Below are 14,900 nucleotides of genomic sequence, written 5' to 3'. Positions count from 1 at the left end.
GCCCGTCTACTCGATGGGGAAATCGAAATAGGTGTCCGGGTAAGGCTCGTCCTTCAGGGTGTAGTGCCACCACTCGCACTCGTACGAGCTGAAGCCCGAGCCCTCCATGACCGCGCAGAGGTGCGCGCGGTTCTTCGCGGCCTCTTCCGGCACACCGTCGGCACCGTGGTGCGAGACGACGTCCATCAGGTCGTGGTCGCCGCCCATGTCGGCGAGCTCACCGGTGTCCAGGCGGTAGAGCGTCAGGTCCACCGTGCTTCCCCGGCTGTGCCCGGACTTGGTGGCCACGTAGCCCTGTTCGAACATCTGGGGCCGCTCGATGTTCGGGTAGTGCCTGGCCTTCTTCCGGCCGTCCTCGGGCTCTTCCGCCCAGCGCATGAAGCGGTCCACGGCGCGCTGCGGGCGGTACACGTCCCAAAGGAGCAGACCGAAGCCGAGCTCCTCGGCCTTGTCCCGCGCCTTTTCCAGCGCCGCGCAGAACGCACGCGTGCCGACGACGCGGTTCACCAGGTAGCCGTCCACCGGCTTGCCGGTGAAGTTGTCCCACGTGGCGTACTTCGCGTCCCACCGGATTCCGGAGACGACCTCGTCGACGAAGACGAAATCATCCCTCATTCGGCACGCCCGCCAGCGTCAGCTTCACCAGGCGGTCGATCACGTCGCCGAGCGAGAGGCCGGCGGCGTTCATCATCCGCGGGTAGCGGCTGTACGAGGTCAGGCCGGGCAGGGTGTTGACCTCGTTGAGCACGACACTGCCGTCCTCCTTGAGGAACAGGTCCACCCGCGCGAGCCCGCTGCAGCCCAGCGCGCGGTAGATGACCTTGGCCGTCTGCTGCACGAGGTCGCGCGATTCGTCCGGGATGTCCGCGGGGACGATGAAGGTGGAGTTCTCGGAACCGGTCTCGGGGCTCTCCTCCTGGTGGATCTTGAAGAAGCCGTGGGTCAGCGCGACCCGGTCGACCTCGCCCGCGAACAGGTCCTCGCCGTCGCCCAGGATCGAGCAGCCGATCTCGCTGCCGATGACGGCCTCTTCGATCAGGATCTTCGCGTCGTACTGGCGCGCCTCCGCCAGCGCGGCGGGCAGCTCTTCCTTCGAGGAGACCTTGCTGACGCCGAACGACGAGCCGGAGCGGGCGGGCTTCACGAAGACCGGGTAGTTCAGCTCGTCCGGGTCGACGTCCTTGTCCGGCGTGACGATGTGGAAGGTCGGCGTCGCGATACCGGCACCGTTGACGACGGAATAGGTGAGGGACTTGTCGATGCACATCACCGAGCTCGGGAGGTCGCAGCCGACGTAGGGGATGCCGGAGATCTCCAGCAGGCCCTGCATCGCGCCGTCTTCACCGAACTTGCCGTGCAGCACCGGCAGCACCACGTCGAGGGCGATCGTCTCGTACTTGCCCTCGTCCAGGACGAGCAGACCGTGCACCCCGCGGTCCGGCGACACGACGGCCGGGCGGACGTTCCCGTTCTCCCAATCCTCGGCGGGGCCGTCGCACAGCATCCAGGAGCCGCTCCGGGTGATCCCGATGTAGTACGGCTCGTACTTCTCGAGGTCGAGGTTCTTCTGGACCTCACGCGCAGATTTGATGGAGATAGGATGTTCTTCGGAAAGCCCGCCGAACAGAATTCCGATTTTCAGCCTACCCATACTACTTCCCGCTTTCGAATTGGAGACAATTGATGATGGAGTTTTCAACAGTGTCACTCAGTGCGTGGTCCGTGTAATAGGCGGTATGCGGACTGATGAGCACGTTCGGCAGCTTTTCCAGCCGCAGCAACGTTTCGCTCTCGAGCGGCTTGTTCCGGCAGTCGGCGTAGAAGATCCCTTCCTCTCCTTCGACGACGTCCAATGCCGCTCCGCCCAGTTTGCCGTCTTCCAGTGCCGAAATGAGGGCTTCGGTTTCGATGAGCGGGCCACGTCCGGTGTTGATGATGTACGCGCCGTCCTTCATCCGCTCGATGTTCTTCCGGTCGAGAAGATGATAGGTGTCCGTATTGAGCGGCACATGGAGCGTCACGATGTCGCTCTGCTGGAGCAATTCGTCGAGCGGGACGTAATCGGCCGACGCGGTCAGCAGCGTGTCGTAGGCCAGCACCCGGCAGCCGAAACCACGCAGCCGGTCCAGCACCGCGACCCCGATCCGCCCTGTTCCGACCACTCCGACGGTCAGATCGCGCAGCTCTTTCCCGCGCACCTCGTTCAGCCGGTAGTCGTGCACCTCGGTCCGGCGGACGATGGACTTGGCGTCACGCACCGCCATCAGCATCAGCATCAGCGTGAAATCGGCAACGCTGTCGGGCGAGTAGGCGACATTGCCCACGGTGATACCGACGCTCGCCGCGTATTCCACATCGATGTGGTTGAAGCCGATGCTCCGGGTGGAGATGTATTCGACACCCGCTTTGCCGAGTTCGAGAAGAATGGAGTTCGTGACCTTGGTCTTGTGACCGATACTGATGCACCGATTTCCGGAGACCAGCCCGATATTGGCCTCGGATACCGGCTCGTCCACAATGGTCGGAATCACGCCGAAACGAGGAGCCATCTCCCGGAACAAGGCGGCCTCGTCCGATCCGCAACCATAAATCGTGATTCCCCTCGCCAAGACGGCCGAGGAGGAGGCGGACGCCGGCGATCCGGTGCGGGGGGCAGCTGATCGCGCTGGTTCGCTGTGGGTCATGCCCGACATTGTAGGCAGCGCGTTGTTGCCGCTTCTTATGGGGTTTTCGATGCCCCGACAATAAGTTACCAACTGGTAGCGCCGAGTGCACGTCGTTGTCGCTCACCTGCGCCGCACAGCTCTACCGCAGATCTTGCCCACCTCCCCCGGACGCCGGAACCGCCCCGTGACCGATGCCACAAAGCCATCCGGACACGAGGTCCGCGAGGTGTTCGGGGGCGTCCCTGGCCACCAGGTGACCCGCCGACGGGACGCGGACGACGGTGACCTGACGCCCCGCCGCGCGCAGACGGCCGACGTCGGCGTCGCGCAGCGGCGATCCCTGGCCGCCGTGCACCACCAGGATGGGCAGATCCACGGCCCCGGCCGTGGCGAGCAGGGCGGGACCTGAGCCGAGGACGTCGTCCACCAGGCGGGTGTAGCGGCCGGTGAGCCCGTGGAAGTCGAGCCACGAACGCGCCCTGCCCGGCTCCAGGTCGGGTACGACGTCGACGAGCACGAGCCCCGACGCGCGCGCCGCGACGGCGGGATCCGCGAGCGCCGCGATGGCGGCCAGGCCACCGACCGAGGCGCCCACCAGGACGACCGGCGCGGGCTGGCTCGCGATCATCCCGGCCACGTCGTCGGCCAGGGCCCGGAGCGTGGTCGCCCGGCCGGAGCTGTCGCCGTGTCCGCGCAGGTCGAAGGCCACCGACCGGAAGCCGTTCCGGGCCAGCACCGCGGCGACCGGCGTCCAGACCTCGCGGCGCTCCCCGCCCGCGTGGAGCAGCAGGACCGTCGGACCGGCGCCGGTCACCGTGCCCCGCAGGGTGACCTCGCCCAGGTCGAGGCTGATTTCGGTACGCATGGCATCCCCCTTACCTTGGACCGTCAAGGTAACGCAGATACCTTGGCCCATCAAGGTACGATCCGCTCGTGACGACTTCCCGAGCGCGACGGGCACCCGAAGAGGCCCGGCGGCTGATCCTCGACGCCGCCGCTTCCCTGCTCGGCGAGTCCGGCGTCGCCGCCGTCCAGATGCGCGCCGTGGCCGCGCGGGTCGGCATGACCGACGCCGGCGTCGCCCATCACTTCGGCAACCGCGAAAAGCTGCTCGCCGAACTCCTCCGGCACGGCGGCCGCCGTCTCCGGGACGCGCTTCAGGACCTGCTCACCAGCTGGCTGGACCACGACGCGGACCTGCTGGAATTCGTCGAAGCCCTGCACACGCTGTACCGGGACGGCTACGGCGAGCTCGCGGTGGCGCTGCACGCGGCGGGCTGGCGCGACCCGGGGAGCGGGATGCTCGACCCGGTCGTCGACGCCCTCCACCGGCTCCGGCCGCCCGGCGGCTCACTCGACGACACGCGGCTCGCCGTCGCCGCCCTGCACCAGGCGATGGCCACGGAGCCGCTGTACGGGAGCGATTTCCGGCGCAGCGCCGGGCTCACCGGTGCCGCGGCCGACGACTCGTCCGCGCAAGTGCGCTGGTGGGCGCGTCAGCTCCATTCGGCGCTCGGGCTCAGGCCCGATACGGCCCCTGGTCCCCGAGATCCGGGCTCACCCGAGGCGTCCGGCCCTCCTGCCCCGGCACCGGGGTGACCGTCGGCTCCGGCACGGGTTCGACGTCATCGTCCGCGCGCTTCCGCCGCCGCGTGCCGACCGCCACGTCGTCCTCACGCCGCCGGGCGAGCACGGACAGCGTGAGCACGTGGGCCACCGCCATGAGCAGCAGGAACACACCCAGCCTGCCGACGAACGCGGCCGTCGAACCGGACCAGTCCGGGGCCACGACCGCCAGCAGCGCGAGCATCCCGATCGCCGCCAGATGGAAGACCGTCACCACCATCCAGGCCACCGACCCGCTTCCCTCGCGGGCGTCCGGCGCGGTCAGGAAGCGGCGGGCGCCGCGGTACAGGACCTGGCCGTCCGCGACGACGAAGATCAGGCCGATGATCAGGAAACCCGGAAGTTCGTTGTCGGGCATCGTTGCCTCCTCCGTTTCCCGGGGGATACCCGCGGAACGCCGGGAGACGGGCCTCATGCCTCGATCGTGTGACCGGCCGGGTCCGTGAAGGCCCCCTTGAGGGACTCGTTTTGGCGGGCGAATGTCCCCAATGTGGCATTGGGGACGCTGAGCGTCTCCGATGCCACATTGGGGACACACGCATAAGTCCGTGAAGGCCTCCTTGAGGGACTCTGGGTCCCTCAAGGAGGCCTTCACGGACTTGTGAGGCGCCACACGAGCCCCATGAGCACCAGTAGTCACAGCTGCCCCGCGTGAAGGCCCCCTTCCCCAGGTACATGAAGGCCCCCATCCTTGCGCCTAGGTACAGGAAGGGGGCCTTCACGTACTTCAGCGAATGCCCTGCGCCAGCCGTTCCCCCAGGCCTTCGACGTCGTCGAGCGCTGCTCGCAGCTCGGCGGCGTACTCCTCGGCCCCGGCCCGCAGGCCCCGCTCGACGACGTCTACAGCGTCGAACGCCGAGACGTCCCCTCCACTCAGCGCCGCGACGGATTCCTTGACGACGGCGCCGAGCAGCAGTTCTTCGGGAACCCCCGGCGCCCCTTCCAGCGGCCAGACGAGGTCGTCGAGCACGCTTTGCCCGCCGACTTCGCGGACCAGGCCCGCCGCGGTACTCCCCGGCACCCGGAACCCCTCCGGCAGCACCGCGCGGACGCTCATGTTGTGCGAAAGCCAGTACAGCAGCTGCGCGTTCACTTCCAGCTTGACCGGCTTCGGCGCCAACCACAGCGTGAGGTTCACGTAGTACTCGGTGAGGCGGTCGAGCACTTCGCCGCCCTTTTCGAAACCCCACAGGTTGATGTCGAAATAGTGGTGCCAAGTGGCGTCGGCGACGATTCGCCCGACGCCGGCGGCCGCGCCGTCGTACACACAGGACACGCCGTAGACCTGGCCGTTGCGCTTGTCGGTGCCCTGCGCTACGATTTCGGGTTTCGGCTGCCCCGCACGGCCGGTCGGCCAGACATCCGCCGGGAATTGCGCCGGGATGACCAGCTGCCCCTCGTGCATGTGGTCCGGGAAGATCGTGATCGGCCCCCGCCGTCCCTGGAACAGCGCGTGCGGCCTGCCGAACCGCTTCCGCAGGATCAGCTCCTGCGGGTACGGGTCGAGATCGTTCGGAATCGGGTTGTTGATGTCACTGCCCCACGGATCCGGCTGGTGGGTGTTGTGGCTGAACTCGACACTGGCGTCCGGCCGGTCGTTCCAGACCCGCAGCTCACCCGCGCGCGGGACCCGGTGCCCCAGCGCCCGCCCCAGGTTCAGGTAGTCGGGCAGCGACGGGTCCGCGCCCGGCGGACGCGGATTCGAGTGGTCGCCGCAGATGAGCACGCCGCCACCGGCGTCCATCCACGATCGCAGCGCGGCGACTTCCGCGTCCACGAGTTCGTTTTCCGGTTCCCCCGGCATGTTGGACTGCAGGATGCCGAAGAACCACACCTGCTCGTAGCGGCCGAGCACTTCGGAAGTGAGTTTGTTGGCGGCGTGCCCACCCGCGTGCCGGTTGATCAAATCGATCTCGAACTCGGCGAAGAAAGGCTGATTCCCCAAAAGGAGATCACGGATGATTCCCAAGGAGAAGCCGCCGTTACCCGAGAAGCCGACGACATCGGTGTAGAACAGGATTCTGATCTTCGGTTTGGCGAACGGGCTGACTTGATCAGCGACGAGACGCGCGTCGAACATCGGTATTCCCCCTTGCTTGAAGCGCCATGCCGTCCTCCCCGGCGGCGCCCTCCCTTCCACGTATACCGGAAATTCCGATGATCGTGCAGGTACCGGAGCGCGCCCGAAAGGGCGGCCGCGCGCCACTTTTCGCCCGCGCCGGGTGATCTTCGGAAACCGGCGGCCTGCCACCGTGGAACGCCGATCCGTCCTCCCGGAAGGTGCCAGATGGTGCGAATATCGTTCGCCGCATTCCCCGCGTACCGGTTCCGCCGCCGGAAAACCAGCGGGCGACAGAAAACCCGGAGCCTCACGAAACGGCCGCCCCCGATTCCGGCGCCACCTCCCGCGACCGGCACACCGTTTCCCCGCGCGCTGGTGGTGCTGCTGGGATCCGCCGCCGCGGTCGTCGTGCTGGCCGGGCTGAACGCCGTCGCCTGGCTGGCCGGGCCCGTGTTCCTCGCCCTCGTCATCGTGATCACCCTCGACCCGGTGCGGACCTGGTTGCGCGGCAAGGGTTTCCCACGCTGGCTCACGGTCGCCGTCCTGGTCGTCACCGTCTACGCCGCGTTGCTCGCGCTCTTCCTGGTGGTCGTGGTCTCCCTCGCACAGCTTTCCGCCCTGCTCCCCCGCTACGCCGGGCAGGCCGACGAACTGCTCCGTGACGGGACGGCGTTCCTCGGCCGATTCGGGGTCGGCGAGCCGCAATTACGCGAGATCCTGTCCACTATGGACACCGGTAAGCTGATCGGGTTCGCCGGATCCCTGCTCGCCGGACTCGGCGGACTGGTCACTAACCTGGCCTTCCTGCTCGCCTTGATGCTCTTCCTGAGCACCGAATCGGCGTGGGCCGGGCAACGGCTCGGCCGGATCTCGCGCGATCGGCCGTGGGTGGGCGCGGCGTTGCGGCGGTTCGCCTTCGGCACCAGGCGATACCTGGTCGTGACGACGGTGTTCGGCGGGGCGGTGGCGATACTCGACACGATCGCGCTCGCCCTGCTCGGCATCCCGGCGGCCGTGCTGTGGGGCCTGCTGTCCTTCGTCACCAACTACGTGCCCAACGTGGGTTTCGTGATCGGGGTGGCCCCGCCCGCGCTCATCGCACTCCTCGACGGCGGCTGGCGCGCCATGCTCGTGACCATCGCCGTGTACGTCCTGCTGAACTTCGTGGTGCAGTCGCTGATCCAGCCCCGGTTCGTCGCCGAGTCGGTCGGTCTGTCCACTTTGGTCACCGTACTCGCGCTGGTGTTCTGGACCTGGCTGCTCGGGCCGCTCGGCGCCGTCCTCGCCGTGCCGGCGACGCTGCTGGCCAAGGCGCTGCTCATCGACGTCGATCCGCGGGCGCGCTGGGCCGAGGCGCTGCTGTGCTCGCCGGATCGCCGGAAGGGCTGACCGCCCGCTCAGGTCAGGCCGTGGTGGCGCGCGACCACCACGGCCGACCGGCGGTTGTTCACCCCGAGCTTGCCGTAGATCGACCGGACGTGGGTCTTCACCGTGTTGACCGACACCGTCAGATCCGACGCGATCTCGTCGAGCGAACGCTGGGACGGCAGCCGCCGCAGCACCACCTGCTCGCGATCGGTCAGTTCGCTGGGCGGGGTGTTCGGCACGAGACGCCCGCGGACCGTCTGCGCGAAGCGGTCCAGCGAGCCGAAACCACCGGAATGGTCGATCAGCAGGTTCCTGACGCGCGGTTCGGCGAGCGCGAACGGGCGGATCAGCCGTTGCGGCCGCGCGAGGGTGAGCGCGCGGTCGAGCGCCTGCAGCGCCAGGGTCCGCCGGTGGGAACGCAACGCGAGCGCGGTCTCGGCCAGGCGGGTGTCCACCGGCGTGGCCGGCAGCAACGCGGGAGCGGATTCGGTGGCGCGCAGGACCTTTTCGGCGAGATCGGTCTCCTCGACGGCGAGATGGGCCCGGATCTGCAGCAGGGCCAGTTCGGCGGTGCCGGACAAGCTCTCCTGCGCCCAGGCGAACACTTCGGCCGCGTGCAGCCCCTCACCCACCACGAGCGCCGCGTGGTGCTCGACGACCGTGCACATCCCGGTGATCTCGCGGGGCAGTTCGAGATCCGCGAGCCGCCGCCGGGCCGCCCGCATGGCCTGCGAGCCCGCCGTCCGGTCACCGCCGTCGAAGCGGACCATACCTTCGAAGAAACCCCGCAGTGGCCCCAGAACCGGTGCGGAGACGGGCACTTCCGCCCGCGGGGCCCTGTTCAGCTCGCCCGCGGCCGCCACGGGTTCGAAGCGCATCAGATCGTCGTAAGCGAGCATGAGATGGCATTCGGCGACGCCCGGCGAGCGGCACCAGCCGTGCCGCCGGGCGACGGCGAGCGCGCCGATGCACGCGCGCCGCATCGCCGTGTGGTCACCGAGCAATCCCGTCGCGACGGCGAGCGCGAGTCTGCTGTGCAGGACGAGATGTTCGAGCCGTTCCCCGTGCGCGAGGCGCAGCGCGGCTTCGGCACGGGCGACGGCGTGCCGACGGGCGCCCCGGTGCAGCGCCCGCCAGACCAGGTCGACCTTGTCCCACGCGACCGACTCCGGCGACCGCGTCACCGGGCGTTCGGGCGGCCCGTTCCCGGTCACCAGCGCGAGATGGGGCGCGGCCAGCCGTCGCAGTCCGTCGTCACCCAGATCGGTGGCGGCGGCGGTGAACTCCCCGCGCTGGACGTGTTCCAGCGCGGACGCCAGCCGGAGCCGGGGGCTCGCGCTCAACGCCCCCTCGCCCAGATAGGCGAGCGCGCCCCGGACGAGTTTCCCGTCTCCTGCCAGCACTTGGCGCACCGCGTGGTCACGTGCCAGGCGTAAGGCGCCCTGCCGGTCCCGCCCCGCGACGGCGTGCGTCAGCGCTTCCCCGAACCGCCCTTCCCCGGCGTACCAGCGGGCGGCGATCCCCTGCAGCCGCCGTGCCCGCGCCGGGGACCGGCGCGTCAGCTCCGCCTGCAGGAAACCCCGCAGCGGCGCGGGAAGCCGGTAGGTGTCGGCCGGCGTGCGCACGACCAATCCGGTCTCGCGCTCCAGTTCGTCCAGGGTCACCCCGGCGTCCGGCGAACCGGTCAGCCGCGCCGCGAGCGCCGCGCTCACGTTGTCGCAGACACTGACGCACAGCAGCAGATCCGACGTCGCGGACGGCAACCGCGAGAGCACCTCGTCGGCGAAGAACCGGGCCACGGCGAGCTCGTCGCCCCCGACGGCCGCGACGAGCCCGTCCGCGTCCTCGGCCTCGCGCACCGACACCGCGGCCCAGCCGAGCGCGGCGGCCCATCCCGCGGTGCGCTCGGTCAGTTCGCGGACCCGGTCCTCGCCCACCGTGGCCCCGGTGGACCGAAGCAGGTGCGCCGTTTCCTCCACGCTGAAGCGGAGTTCGGCGGCGCCGAGCCGGGAAAGCGCGCCTTCGACCGCCAGGCGGGCCAGCCGCAATTTCGGCTCGACGCGGGTGGCCAGCACCAGCCGCAGCATCGGCGGCTGGTGCCGGGCCAGCGCGGCGAGCGCTTCCACCGGCTCCGGACGGGAGATCTCCTGGACGTCGTCCAGGACGAGCCACACCGGTTCACGCAGTCCGGTGAACACGTCACCGAGATCGGCGAGGAACTCGGTGCGCCGTCCGGGTGACGGTGGCCCGAGCCGGAACTCCGGGAGGCCGAGGTTCCGGCGCAGCGAGAGGAGGACGGCCGACCACAGCCGGCGCTCGTCGTTGTCGTCTTCGTCCAGCGACACCCAGGCCACGTCCCGCCGATCGCGGGCCCAGCAGGCCAATGCGGTGGTCTTGCCGGAACCGGCGGGCGCACGGAGCACGGTCACCGGCCGGGTTCCGGCACGGTCGACCAGGGCCGTGAGCCGGGCGCGCGGGACGAAGATCCCCGGCACCCGCGGCACCGTCACCTTGGCCGAAGGGATCCGCCAGGACCGCGATGTCGTTCGAGCGGGCAAGTCAACCTCTCGATCGTCCGAAGGATCGCGACCCCGGCGAGGCCACGACTGTACTGGTCAGCGGGTCACCAGAGCTCGTCCGAGGTCTCGTCCCCGTGCACGAGCACGGCCCAGATCACCAGGACGTCGAGGGCGATGACGACCACGCCCCAGATCGGGTACGCGGACAGGAACACCAGCTGCGCCAACGCGTTGAACCCGGCGAGCAGGACGGTGACGACGCGGGCCCACGGCGCCCCGGTGAACAACGCGCTCCCCGCGCACACGGCGAGGACCCCGACGATCAGGTGGATCCAGCCCCAGGCGCCGAGATCGAAGACGAGCAGCCCCGACGGGCCGAGCAGGTAGTAGTTCTGTTCGAACAGCGCGACCAGCCCCTCCACCGCGGTGAACAGGCCGGCCATGATGGTGATCGACGCGGCGAACCAGACCCAGCCCGATCGCCGCGACACCCTCGCGGCGTGTTCCGGCGGGGACGACGGGCCGGTGCCCGCCGTGGTGGTCCAGTGATGCGCTCTTTCGCTCATGGTCCCTCTTTTCGGAAGCGGGGCTGCGGACCCGGGCGATCATGGTCGGTCCACCGTGACGGCGGCCTCCCCCGCGCCAGGTGAGATCAGGGCCTCGATCCCGCCGGTCCGCCTCATCCGGCCCGGGCGATGCGGGGATGCCGCCGCCCGGAGCACAGTGCGGCCTCCGAGCACCGATCCCGACCGAGGAGGACACACCATGAGTTCGCTGACCGTATGGGCCTTTCCCACCGCGGACGGCGCGGAGAACGCGCTCGCGCTGCTCGAACGGTTGCAGAAACAACAGCTCATCAAGATCGCCGACGCGGCTTATGTCACCTGGCCCGCGGGCAGGAAGAAGCCGAAGACCAAGGACCTCGGTTCGCTGACCGGCGCCGGCGCGCTCGGCGGCGGGTTCTGGGGACTGCTGTTCGGCCTGATCTTCCTGGTGCCGCTGCTGGGAATGGCCGTCGGCGCGGCGATCGGGGCGCTGACCGGCTCGCTTTCCCGCGTCGGCATCGACGACGACTTCATCGCCGCGGTCCGGGCCAAGGTCACGCCCGGCACGTCCGCGTTGTTCGTGATGGCGGACGGTGCCGTGCTCGACCGGGTGGCCGAGCCGTTCAAGGAGACCGGGGCCGCCTTGGTCACCACGAATCTCACCGACGAGGAAGAGGCGCGGTTGCGTGCCGCGTTCGGCGAGTTCGCCCTCCCCGAACGGCTCTGATCCCGGCCGCGGGTTTTCCCGATTCACCGCGCGATCGGGAAAACCCGCGACGGCAGTTCCCGGACCCGGTGCACGGAGTCCACGCGCATCCCGAGCGCTTCGAGTGCGCACAGAATGCGCGAAACGCTTCTTTGCTCGGTCACCGTGCCGAAGACGATCAGCTCGCTGCCGACCGGGACGACGAACATTCCCCGGAAATCGTCTACCGCCCGGTTCGCCTGTTCGGGGATTCGGCCACTGCCCCGGAAGACGTAATTCATTCCGGCCAACGGGCTCATCGGTTCCCCTTTCCCCGCCCGGCCAGGAACCAGGCCGCGGCGAGTACCGCCAGGTCGATCGCCGCCATGATCGAAGACCAGGTGTGCCACGGCAGGAAGAGCATTCGGGCGAACAGGTCGAGACCGGCCCGCGCGGCGAGCCGGATCGAGGTCACCGAGGTCAGGGCGGCGAGCAGGACGGCGAGCGAGAAGAACCCCGTCTCGGGTCCGACCCGGCCGGTCCCCAGGAGGTCGAGTACCGCGAACTCGGCGGGACCGATCCAGAAGAACTGTGTCGCGACGAATACCGACGTCGGCCGTTTCCGGCCATTCCCTTTTCTCCGGCAATCTCCACGGGCCATCACGCGGCACACGATTCTGGGTGCGCTCGCCCTTTTCCTCGCCCAGCGCGGGTGAGACCGCCGAATTGCCTGGCAGTATCCGATCCGATGATGTGAAACTGACCGCGAAGGAGGCTGGCGCATGATGCAGGATCAGCATATTCCGCCGCGAAGACGGGTTCCGAGGACAAAGGTGACCATCCCCGATCCACCCCCGGATCTCGTTTCCCGGCCGCGTTTGCTCGCCGCTCTCGACGAAGCGGGAGAACACGCGTTGGTGTTCGTCGGTGCACCCGCGGGTCTCGGTAAGACGGTGTTGCTCGCCGAATGGGCGGCCAGCCGTCGCGGGGTGGTGGCCTGGGTGTCCGCCGACGCGGAGGACGACGACGAGCGGCTCTTCTGGTCGGCGGTCCTCGAAGCACTGTGCGGCTGCGACCGGATCCCGGCGGGGAATCCCCTGCGCTCGCTGGCGGTCCCGGAGTCCCCCGGCACGGATCCCGCCTTCCTGGCCACGATCGCCGACGCGCTGGACACGGTGGACGAACCCGTCCTGCTCGTCCTCGACGACGCGCAGGAGATCACTCATCCCGGCACCTGGCGCGGAGTACGTGCGCTCCTGCGGCATCAGCCGTCGGGGCTGCGGCTGGTGGTCTCGAGCCGTCTGGAGCCACCGCTGCCGCTGGTGCGCGCCCGGGTCGCGGGAGGGCTCGTCGAAGTGGGCGTGGACCGGTTGCGCTTCTCACCGGAGGAGGCCGACGCCCTCATCGCGGCGATCGGGCCGGGCATCCCGCCCCATCAGGTGGGGCTGCTCGTGAGCAGGACGGGCGGCTGGCCCGCCGGACTGCGTCTCGCCGCCGCTTCGGCGGCACGTCAAGGAAATCTGGCCGACTTCTTCGCCGGACGGGACCGGGCGGTGCTCGACTACCTGACCGACGAGGTGCTCGCTCCCCTCTCCGCCGTCCACCGGGATCTGTTGCGCGCGATCAGCATCTGCGACGAGGTCCCGGTGGGGCTGGCGGCCGCGTTGACGGACCGGCCGGACGCGGAGGCGCTGCTGCGCGAACTCGGCGAACCCGCGCGCGTGGTCCACACCGGCGGAACCCCGCCGCGCCATCGGGTCCCTCCCCTGCTGCGCACCTACCTCCGGGCCGAGTTGCTGCGCCGGGATCCGGACCGGACGAGATCCCTGCACGCGGCCGCGGCGCGCTGGTTCGCCGAACACGACCAAGCCGCCGCCGCGCTACTGCACAGCGTCCGTTCGGGGAACACCACCCGCGTCGGCGAACTTTCGCGCCGCCACGCGGTGCCGCTGTACCTCGGCGGCGAGCACAACGTCCTGCGGCTCGCGCTCGCCGTCCTCGGCGAACGGCGGGCCGTGGCCTCTCCCCTGCTCGCGCTGGTCTCGGCCGCGCTGTATCTGGAACGGGGTGAACCGACGTCGGCCGAGTCGCAGCTGAGCTGCGCGGACGCGGCCTGGCCCGCCGAACCGGATGCGGAGCTGACCGTGTTGCGGCAACTGGTGCGATCCCGGCTGGCCCAGGTCGATCGCGGCCCCGCGCAGGCCGTCCGCGCGGCGGAACAGGTCGACGAGCGGCTGGCGGCGGACACCCGGCTCAGCGGGCTGGCGACCCTGCACCGGGTGGGTGTGCTGACCGCACGCCGCGATCGCGCCTCCGCACGGGCGGCTTTGGCTCGCGTCGCCGAGTCCGCCGGGAACGCGCGTCACCATTTCCTGGCCACGCAATGCCTTGTCACGCTGAGCGGACTGGCCGGATCGGACGGCGATTACCGCGAAATGGAGGCGCTGGCCCGGCGGGTGCAGGCCCGGCACGCGGCGCACGACCCGCATCGTTCGCTCGAAGGCGCCCAGGTGTCCGCGCAACTCGCTTACGGCTCCTTGCTCCGCGGCGAGGCCGCCGAATGCATCGAACACGCGAAACAGATCGGCCGGATGCTCGGTGACGCGCCTGCCCGCGCGGCCGCGAATCTGGGCCTGATCGCCGAAACCCTGCGTGGCGCGGCGGAATTCGAGCTCGGCGGCTGGCATGCGGGACTGCGCAGGATGCGCCGCGCCCGCACCCGGCTCGGCACCGGGCGGAGTTTCTCGGCCGAACACGCGGCGTGGTGCGCGGTGCTGGAACACCGGGCGGCGCTGCGGCTCGGCGCGGCCGATCAGGCACGGGAGACCTTCCGCTGGGCCCAGCCGATCATCGCCGGTTCCGGCGAACTGCTGCTGATGCGGGCCCGCACCCAGCTGCGGCTCGGCAGGCAGGGCGCGGCGAGTGCCGTGCTGCGCTCGCTGTCGGAGGAGGGCGCGCCGATGCTGTTGCCGTGGTCGGGGATCGAGGCGTCGCTGATCGGCGTGCGGGCGGCGCTCGCGGCCGGTGCGCCGGAACGGGCCGTGCGGTCGCTGGACGACGCCCTGCGCGCCGCCGAACCCGGCGACGTCCGGTTCCCGTTCGTGTTCGCCCCTTCCGACGTCATCGCGTTCCTGACCGCGCGGCTGGGCAAACTCGGCAGCGGTGAGCGGTTCGCCTCCCAACTGCTCGCCCGGCGCCGCGAGTCGCGCACTCCGCCGATGCCGGCGCCGCTGACCGAACGGGAACGCAGTGTCCTGCGCCTGCTGCCGACCCAGCGCTCGATCGACGAGATCGCCCAGGATCTGACGGTTTCGCCGAACACCGTCAAGACCCACGTCCGCGGCATCTACGCGAAACTCGACGTCCGCAGCAGACGTGACGCCGTGGCGATCGCGCTCCGGCGCGGCCTGCTGGACACCGAGTCGTGAG

Annotated in this window: 14 protein-coding genes; 4 read left to right on the top strand and 10 right to left on the bottom strand. The window is 69.7% G+C overall.

Going from position 1 to position 14,900, the window contains the following annotated elements:
- Window positions 1–6: 6 nt before the first annotated feature.
- From vanX to ED92_RS35920, 4 genes are all read right to left on the bottom strand, one after another.
- On the bottom strand, window positions 7–615 hold the full coding sequence (gene vanX, locus ED92_RS35935; protein WP_037346378.1) for a D-Ala-D-Ala dipeptidase VanX: 609 nt from the start codon (window positions 613–615) through the stop codon (window positions 7–9).
- Entirely contained in the window at window positions 605–1,651 is a 1,047-nt protein-coding gene (vanA-Ao2, locus tag ED92_RS35930) for a D-alanine--(R)-lactate ligase VanA-Ao2 (RefSeq protein ID WP_037346376.1), read from the bottom strand. The genes vanX and vanA-Ao2 overlap by 11 nt, the downstream gene beginning before the upstream one ends.
- Before the next feature lies 1 nt (window position 1,652).
- A complete protein-coding gene (gene vanH, locus ED92_RS35925; protein WP_081976009.1) occupies window positions 1,653–2,684 on the bottom strand; it encodes a VanH-AOV family D-lactate dehydrogenase in 1,032 nt (343 codons plus the stop codon).
- Between the two features lie 121 nt (window positions 2,685–2,805).
- Window positions 2,806–3,531: an alpha/beta fold hydrolase gene (locus tag ED92_RS35920; protein ID WP_052121090.1), complete on the bottom strand. Its 726-nt coding sequence runs from the start codon at window positions 3,529–3,531 to the stop codon at window positions 2,806–2,808.
- 68 nt (window positions 3,532–3,599) lie between these two features.
- On the opposite strand from ED92_RS35920, the gene ED92_RS35915 reads away from it, so the two are divergent.
- Window positions 3,600–4,265 carry a TetR/AcrR family transcriptional regulator gene (locus ED92_RS35915; protein WP_081976008.1) on the top strand — a complete coding sequence of 222 codons (666 nt, stop codon included), beginning with the start codon at window positions 3,600–3,602 and terminating at the stop codon, window positions 4,263–4,265.
- Here ED92_RS35915 and ED92_RS35910 read toward each other — a convergent pair.
- Entirely contained in the window at window positions 4,186–4,650 is a 465-nt protein-coding gene (locus ED92_RS35910) for a hypothetical protein (protein WP_037346370.1), read from the bottom strand. The genes ED92_RS35915 and ED92_RS35910 overlap by 80 nt on opposite strands.
- A gap of 369 nt (window positions 4,651–5,019) precedes the next feature.
- A complete protein-coding gene (locus tag ED92_RS35905; protein WP_037346368.1) occupies window positions 5,020–6,372 on the bottom strand; it encodes a hypothetical protein in 1,353 nt (450 codons plus the stop codon).
- A 207-nt stretch (window positions 6,373–6,579) separates the two neighbouring features.
- Here ED92_RS35905 and ED92_RS35900 point away from each other — a divergent pair, with 207 nt between their 5' ends.
- A complete protein-coding gene (locus tag ED92_RS35900; RefSeq protein ID WP_037346365.1) occupies window positions 6,580–7,743 on the top strand; it encodes an AI-2E family transporter in 1,164 nt (387 codons plus the stop codon).
- A gap of 8 nt (window positions 7,744–7,751) precedes the next feature.
- Here ED92_RS35900 and ED92_RS35895 read toward each other — a convergent pair whose 3' ends face one another.
- Window positions 7,752–10,232 carry a LuxR C-terminal-related transcriptional regulator gene (locus tag ED92_RS35895; RefSeq protein WP_152611092.1) on the bottom strand — a complete coding sequence of 827 codons (2,481 nt, stop codon included), beginning with the start codon at window positions 10,230–10,232 and terminating at the stop codon, window positions 7,752–7,754.
- A 113-nt stretch (window positions 10,233–10,345) separates the two neighbouring features.
- Complete coding sequence (locus ED92_RS35890) at window positions 10,346–10,807, bottom strand: hypothetical protein (RefSeq protein ID WP_037346360.1); 462 nt, start codon at window positions 10,805–10,807, stop codon at window positions 10,346–10,348.
- Between the two features lie 199 nt (window positions 10,808–11,006).
- Between ED92_RS35890 and ED92_RS35885 the strand changes: the two genes are divergently transcribed.
- Window positions 11,007–11,513, top strand: coding sequence for a DUF1269 domain-containing protein (locus ED92_RS35885; RefSeq protein ID WP_037346356.1), 507 nt, complete (start codon window positions 11,007–11,009; stop codon window positions 11,511–11,513).
- Window positions 11,514–11,536: 23 nt separating this feature from the next.
- Here ED92_RS35885 and ED92_RS35880 read toward each other — a convergent pair whose 3' ends face one another.
- Together ED92_RS35880 and ED92_RS35875 are read right to left on the bottom strand one after the other, a co-directional pair.
- Window positions 11,537–11,791, bottom strand: coding sequence for a hypothetical protein (locus ED92_RS35880; RefSeq protein ID WP_235213462.1), 255 nt, complete (start codon window positions 11,789–11,791; stop codon window positions 11,537–11,539).
- Window positions 11,788–12,132 (bottom strand): hypothetical protein, encoded by a 345-nt coding sequence (locus ED92_RS35875; protein ID WP_052121089.1) that lies wholly within the window; start codon window positions 12,130–12,132, stop codon window positions 11,788–11,790. Before ED92_RS35875 ends, ED92_RS35880 begins: the two co-directional genes overlap by 4 nt.
- 124 nt (window positions 12,133–12,256) lie before the next feature.
- Here ED92_RS35875 and ED92_RS35870 point away from each other — a divergent pair, with 124 nt between their 5' ends.
- On the top strand, window positions 12,257–14,899 hold the full coding sequence (locus tag ED92_RS35870; protein ID WP_152611109.1) for a LuxR C-terminal-related transcriptional regulator: 2,643 nt from the start codon (window positions 12,257–12,259) through the stop codon (window positions 14,897–14,899).
- Window position 14,900 lies beyond the last annotated feature (1 nt).

The organism is Amycolatopsis sp. MJM2582 (assembly GCF_000754115.1).
Lineage (GTDB): Bacteria > Actinomycetota > Actinomycetes > Mycobacteriales > Pseudonocardiaceae > Amycolatopsis > Amycolatopsis japonica.
The sequence above is the reverse complement of the archived record's forward strand: the minus strand, read 5'-3'. Positions and strand labels throughout refer to the sequence as shown.

What these genes read in the sequence shown, in the direction of transcription:
- ED92_RS35870 (WP_152611109.1), top strand. Translation starts at nt 12,257, where the DNA reads ATGCAGGATCAGCATATTCCGCCGCGAAGACGGGTTCCGAGGACAAAG.
- ED92_RS35900 (WP_037346365.1), top strand. Translation starts at nt 6,580, where the DNA reads ATGGTGCGAATATCGTTCGCCGCATTCCCCGCGTACCGGTTCCGCCGC.
- ED92_RS35905 (WP_037346368.1), bottom strand. Translation starts at nt 6,372, where the DNA reads ATGTTCGACGCGCGTCTCGTCGCTGATCAAGTCAGCCCGTTCGCCAAA.
- ED92_RS35910 (WP_037346370.1), bottom strand. Translation starts at nt 4,650, where the DNA reads ATGCCCGACAACGAACTTCCGGGTTTCCTGATCATCGGCCTGATCTTC.
- ED92_RS35880 (WP_235213462.1), bottom strand. Translation starts at nt 11,791, where the DNA reads ATGAGCCCGTTGGCCGGAATGAATTACGTCTTCCGGGGCAGTGGCCGA.
- ED92_RS35885 (WP_037346356.1), top strand. Translation starts at nt 11,007, where the DNA reads ATGAGTTCGCTGACCGTATGGGCCTTTCCCACCGCGGACGGCGCGGAG.
- vanX (WP_037346378.1), bottom strand. Translation starts at nt 615, where the DNA reads ATGAGGGATGATTTCGTCTTCGTCGACGAGGTCGTCTCCGGAATCCGG.
- vanA-Ao2 (WP_037346376.1), bottom strand. Translation starts at nt 1,651, where the DNA reads ATGGGTAGGCTGAAAATCGGAATTCTGTTCGGCGGGCTTTCCGAAGAA.
- vanH (WP_081976009.1), bottom strand. Translation starts at nt 2,684, where the DNA reads ATGACCCACAGCGAACCAGCGCGATCAGCTGCCCCCCGCACCGGATCG.
- ED92_RS35890 (WP_037346360.1), bottom strand. Translation starts at nt 10,807, where the DNA reads ATGAGCGAAAGAGCGCATCACTGGACCACCACGGCGGGCACCGGCCCG.
- ED92_RS35875 (WP_052121089.1), bottom strand. Translation starts at nt 12,132, where the DNA reads ATGGCCCGTGGAGATTGCCGGAGAAAAGGGAATGGCCGGAAACGGCCG.
- ED92_RS35920 (WP_052121090.1), bottom strand. Translation starts at nt 3,531, where the DNA reads ATGCGTACCGAAATCAGCCTCGACCTGGGCGAGGTCACCCTGCGGGGC.